The sequence below is a fragment of the Luteibacter sp. P4_E6 genome, assembly GCF_056401535.1.
This window is the reverse complement of record NZ_JBFUJE010000228.1, coordinates 1-6,329: the sequence shown is the minus strand read 5'-3', so window position 1 is coordinate 6,329 and position 6,329 is coordinate 1. Positions and strand designations below refer to the sequence as shown.

Sequence of the window (6,329 nt, the reverse complement as noted above, 5' to 3'; positions counted from 1 at the left end):
CATCCGTACCAGCGTCCTGACCAAACACCAGTGGCTGGCTGGCCACCGGATTGCCCGCGCCACGTGCAGTGAGAACGCTGCCGTCCTCGAGCGTGATGCCATCGCCACCCGCGCCGGCAACCAGCACGATCTCCTGACCGGCGAGCGGGTGGGCTGCATCGTTCGACAGCAAGATGGAATCGGCCGTTACATCGACGTGATCGCCGTCGGTACCGCTGCTGCGTGTGCCACCGAGCAACAGGCTACCGGCGCCAAGCGTGGTGAGCCCGTCCGCGGCAACACCCAGATAGCCATCGCGCGCCGTTTCACCCGCGCCAAGCACCTGAATGGCCTGGCCTGCAATGTCGACCTGCGACGTTCGACCACCCGCGCCCGGCGTCGCGTCGAGCGTCGCACCGAGGTCGAGCTGGTGCCCGGCACCGATCTGCAGTCGCCCTGCATCGGCAGCCAGCGGCGGCGCCACCTGCCCTTTCTTCGTCGCCGCAGCGTTGAAGAAGGTGTCGGCATCGGTGAGGCGATATTGTGAGTACTGCTGCCAGGTCGCGGCCGACTGCACCACGAAGGTGGTGGTACGCGCATCGTGAGCGCCCGTCAGTGCATCGCCGTAGTAACCACCCACGGAGTAACCACCGTCGGTGAACGCCGCGGCACGACCAACGACAGCATCACGCGAGGTCGTGTCCTGGTAGATGCGCATCGCACCCGGCAAGGTCGCGTACTGCGCCGGCAACAGCGTGTAGTAGCCTGCCGCCAGGCCTGGGACGCCGGACAGGTACACCTGGCGGCCTACGCCAGGCTGGGCGACGCCGCTGGCGTCCATGGACAGATCCGTCGCCGCCACCGCGCCATGGTACCCCGGCAGGATGGCGTAAACGGTGGCTCCGTTCGGTGCCGTCGTGAGCAGGTCACGGGTACCACCGGTACCGGGCACAAACTCCGAAGCCTGGAGATGACCGCCGCCGTCGAGATCGATCGTTGCACCCGCGTCGAGTGCCACCGAATCGCCGGCCACTTCAATCTGCTTCGCTGGCGGAGCGGTGACAGTCGTTGCTGGGTTACCGGGATGCAGGGTGTAACGCCAGTCGACGCCATCGATCGTGTTGCCGTAAGGCACCGTAAGCCCGTCGAGCGATACGGACGTGATGCTGCCCGGCGCCAGATGCACACTCTTGGTGCTTGCCAGTGCCGGGAGCCCGGACGCGAGTCCAAAGTCGCTTGCATCCGCCAGCGGATCCGTCGTTCCCAGGACGATGCTTCCCGAGGGGACGCGGATGGTGCCTTGCTGTTCGATGTGGTCAGCGCTGACGAGAAGCGCGCCACCCGCAGACAGCGGCGTGGTCGATGCATTGCCCGAAGGAAGGAAAGTGATGCTCGTTTCCCGTGCATTGCCGTCCGCATCGGGTAGACCTGATGCATTCGCATTAATCGCGAAGCGATACCCGCTGGTCGGATACACCTGCCCCGCCGAGAAAACGAGGTCGCCCGTACTGAAAAGCATCCCGGGCGAGACCGTCAAGCCATCAGTCGACGCGTAAAACGCCGGCAGCGTGAAGCGAAGGTCGTCTTTGGCATTGAAGCTGGCCTGCCGCCAGCCTTGCAGGTTCACCATGCCGCCCATGTCGATGGTGGCCGCATTGACATCGAGGATGCCGTCGCCCGCCGCAGCCACCGGTGCCGCGTTAGTGCTGTAGGCACCGGGCTTGCCAGTGATATGCACATAGGGTGCGCTGAGGGTGACCTTGCCCGCACCTTGTATGAAGCCGCCAGGAAGATCCACCTGCGTCGCAGTCGCCGGCAATGCCTCGATGCCGAATGAATTGATAGCGATCTGCCGCCCGAGATTGAGGTTAACGTCACCAGCAAAGCCGAGCGGAAGAACTACCTTGTTGCTGAATGGCTCGCCGGCCCCCGGACCGAACTGCAGGCTGCTGATGCCTGAGCCGTTGAAAACGTCGGCGGCGAACTCGAGCGTGCCGTCCGCGCCGGCAACACCGCCATCGAACACGTCACCCTGGGCAAAAGCCGGTTTGCGGTCGTACGACTGGCGCACGAGGATGCCCTTGGCTGTGACCAGAGCGTTGGGGTCGTTCTCGTCCATCGCGACGATCTGCAGCGAGCCGCCCTCTGCCGAGGGTCCGCCGCCATGGCCGTCGAGTGTCGCGCCGATATAGAGACCTGCAGAAGCACCGAACACGATGCTTCCGGCGTCGCTCCACACCGCAGTGGGTTCCACAGCACTTGTCGCACCGTTCAGACGCCGCGACGCGGTAGGCAAATCAAACGTATCCGCTGCACCGGAGACGTCAATGCGGGCGCCATCATCGGCGACGACAAACGTTTCGTCGCCGCCAGTCAAGGTAACCGAGCCACCCGAAAGGACGTCACCCACCCTCGGTACAACACGTCCCGCCTGCCCGTTCGCGGGCGCGACATGACTGTTCACCAGCGAAACACCACTTGCGTCGATCGTCGATTCGCCGCTGACGCGCACACGCGATGTCAATCCGGTATCGGCACTTGGAAAGTCACCCGGGGAAAAACCAGTGGCAGCGAGATTGATGGCACCACCGTGCGCCGTCAAACTACCGTCGACCTCGACATTGTGCAACGCCGAAATATCGATGACGCCGCCGGCATCGACAGTAACTGCGGCACCTATACCGACAGTAGCCGTTCCCGATACGCCAGGCACCAGACGTGGGCCACTCAATGGACGCGTGAGATCCAGAGGCCAATTCAGGTAGTCGCCCGCGGTTAACGTGAGGCCAGGCGTCTGATCTACCGAAGTGCCTCGCGTCGCCCAACGCTGCCAGTCATCAAGGAAGCCAACACCGGTAACGGCGGTCGTCGCGAACAGGTCGGACCCGGTGGGTAATCCGCGCAAGCCATCGATGTCGCCTAGCAGGTTCGCCGGCCGTACCACGACGTTCGTGCCATCCGCGATGGTGGCGTCAGTGACCGAATACACATTGTACCGGCTGAAACCCTGGCCGGAAAAAAACGCAGGAGACAGCCATAGGCCGTTGGAGAGCGCCATATCCGAAGGGTCGCCACCGATCTGAACCTGTGCGGCTCGCAACGTTAAAGCACCGCCGCCTGCGAAACCCCAACTGCGGAGCGTGCCGTCCAGCTCCACGCGACCTTGGTCGAACGATATGGGTGGCGTTTTACCGTCCCACACGCTTCCGGTGGCCGGCACATAATAGGTCTGCAGTGCAATATTGCCGCCGCGCCCCGCCGGAATGCCATGATCGAGGCTCACGTTACCGTGCGTATCGACGTAGCCGCCACCGCTAACATCGATCGTACTGCCACTGGACAGAATGATCGAACCGGTGCCATCGTCGCTGACGCCATTTTTGCCGGGCCCAAGCTGAGCGTAGGTGGAAAGCATGACGGTTCCACCTTCGGTCCAGCGATCCCCCTGGATATGTCCGGCGTCCAGCCCAGTGTCGTTGACCCACTGACCCCGAGCGCTGAGCAGAGAGCCATCGTGAAGTGTAATGTCTGCGTACGGGTACTGAAAGGCGTTGTAGGGCTGGCCCGGCGATACCGCGAGCCCCGTCGTAGCGATCGAGATGTTTCCCGCTGGAGCTTCGATGCTGCCGTAGATGTCTACACGAGGTGCAGTGATCGACACGCTACCGCCCGGCTGGAGCACGAGATGCGTGCCCGCGGCCTCCTCGACTGGCGCCGTGGTGGTTGCCAGATTGACCGTGTTGAAGCCCGCCTTGCCCAACGTGTCAGCGCTTATGACCATCCAGGGTGCATCGAGACCCTTCGCAACATCCAGGTCGCTCCAATCCGTATCGCGATCGAAACCCGGCAAGAGTGATTCGAGCGTGCGCGACATCTGCTGCAGGCGAACACCAAGGCTTCTGCTGGTACCACCGGCAGCTGCCGTTGTCATGTCGAACGCAAAGGTACCTCCATCCGGCTGGGTGCCATCGCTGGTCTGCTGCGTTCCAGGCGTAGCCTGGGCGGAGATGTCACCGTCAAGCGCGAGGCCCGTCGTCGCGTGCACCGTGAGCGTTCCGGCGTCAGCACCCTTGACGAAGCCTTCTTGGTAGCGCCTCGAGCCACCCATGATGGGCGAGTTGTAAGTTTCGCTGATGCCCCAGCGCGCGTGGGTGCTCGTGTACTGCCCAGCGAAGCCGACATAGTCGACGTTCGGATCAGCGGACGCGATGTTATAAATCCGCCCGTCCGAACCAAGAAGATTCGGCGTGGTAATCCAGCCAGACTGGTAGGCGAGATAGCCACCGTCCAGCGCCAGACGAGAACCCGTACGCGCGACTACCTCGAGGCCGTCCAGCGTGATATGGCCGCCGCGCGTCAGCATCTGGTCGATGTCGCGCGGCATGTTCTGTACATAGCCTGCCGCGTTGAGGATAGGACTGCCGATCCAGTCCAGACCATCGGCACGCGTGCCCGACGCCGTGCTATCAAGCACGACGTTCTTCTGCGTATAAAGAAAGCTGTTGCGCAGAAGTGGCGAGTCGGCCAACTCGTTCTGTCCGATGCGCGGAATCGTGACCAGCAGCGCCGACATCGGTAGCTCAACGTCGGCAAGGCCCGAGACGTCAACCGTTGCACCACTATCGATGTAGACGCGACCGTCACCAGCGACCTCTGACGCACCCGTATTGCCCAAGGCCTGCAGCGACACGTTTCCGCCGGGTGCCTCGATCAACGACCCACTGTCGAGCGTGACGCGCGACCCGGAAACATTAATGCTCCCAGGTACAAAGACTTTATCGGCGTCGGCGGTTGAGGTGGTGGTGGCACCGTCCTCTTCGGGCAGAACTGCCGTGACCGAACCTGCTCCAAACTCTACCGGGCCATTAACAAAACGTGTCCCGCCCGCGATGCTGATACTGCCGGGACGCGAGATGCTCGTCGAGGTTACGACGACTCCGTTCTGGTCTACGCGCGGGCCCGCCAGGTTGATCGAGCCACGACGGGCCTGAATCAAGCCGCTATTCTCGATGCCATCGTCAGGACCGCTCGGAATGAGGGTGTTATTGACAAATTTCAAGTCACCGTTTGCACCGACGTTATCCAGCTCCGTCGCCGATTGCAGGAGGATCTGACCATCGTCCGCTACGATAGCGCCGCGATTGACGATCTTTGGTGCAGCAACCAGGACGAACCCGTCCGCGCCTGCATTGATGGACGCACCCTTCTCCACGACCACGCTAGCGCCACCTGGCGCCGTCGCATCCGTCAAAAACGTCGGCAGGTTGCTGCGCAACGGGTCAACAAGACCCGAAGTGAGGAAGGTATCGTTACTGGTCTTCGTATCCTTCGAGAACAGATACATCGAACTCGCCACGAGCGAGTGCGTATTTACCTGCGCGCCCTGCCCGAAGATCACACCATTGCGGTTGAGCAGGTAAACCGTGCCTTCCGCCTTCATGCTGCCGAGGATCTGGCTCGGATTGGCGGAGGGATCGTTAACGCGGTTCAGCGCGATCCAGTCGTTACCGCCCCCGCTCAGGTTGCCAGCGCTCTGGTTGAAATAGAGTGTGGTATCCCGACCTACGTTAAAGCTGTCCCAGGTCAGGATCGCCTTCTTCGCCGTCTGTTTTACTTCCACCGTGTGCTTGCCCGCGGCCACGGTATCCGTCGGCTTGAGAGCGTTCTGCCACAGCGTAGGATCGGTGGCGATGCCCGCTGCGGGGTTCAGGCCGCCCGCCGCCATGCCATTAGGCACGTTGGAGGCCAGCTGCGCCGCGGCGCTCTGTGCGTCCTTCTGCGCCTGCATCTGCGCGGCGAGCGCCGAGGCTGCCGTATTGAGGTTCTGGATCGACTGTTGTACCCGCTGCTGCAGCAGGRCACTACCCGGCGAGAAGCTGACGTTGTTGCCGTTGTTTGCACCGGCGGACGGTGCCGATGGCGGCGTGGCGCCCGGCTGCTTCGTCGCGAACCAGGCCGGGCTGAAGGCCGGGGGCGTGGTTGCCGCATGAGCGACACCACCGCCGAACAACGCCATGGCGATGAACTGGCACATGGCCTTGCGGCGGAAGGTCGGCCGCGGCTTGGGCGGCGCCGGGCGGCGGGAATCGGCTTCGGTGCGGGTGCGTACGATCATGACAGACCTCGGAATACCTTGTTATGGGCAGCGATCACGGCGCGTTCCCGCCCGCGAAATCACCGGACATCGTTGCCACTTCGTCATTGAGTTCGGGTAGTGCGACGAGCTCCCTGAGCTCGTCATCGCAGAGTTCGCGCAGCACCGCGCGGATCGCCAGGCGCCGTCCGTCGTGCAGCCACGCGTTGAGCACGCTGGCGATCGCGCGGATCGTCGGCAGCGTCACGTCTTCCTG

General features: G+C 63.1%; 2 protein-coding genes. Both read right to left on the bottom strand.

The window, feature by feature from the left end; translation table 11 throughout:
- The coding region (locus AC1DT2_RS13770; protein WP_477296888.1) for a two-partner secretion domain-containing protein at positions 1 to 6,094 on the bottom strand (6,094 nt) is incomplete at its 3' end.
- A 34-nt stretch (positions 6,095 to 6,128) separates the two neighbouring features.
- Positions 6,129 to 6,329, bottom strand: a 201-nt coding sequence (locus AC1DT2_RS13765) for a hypothetical protein (protein WP_477296886.1), incomplete at its 5' end; no start/stop codon positions are given.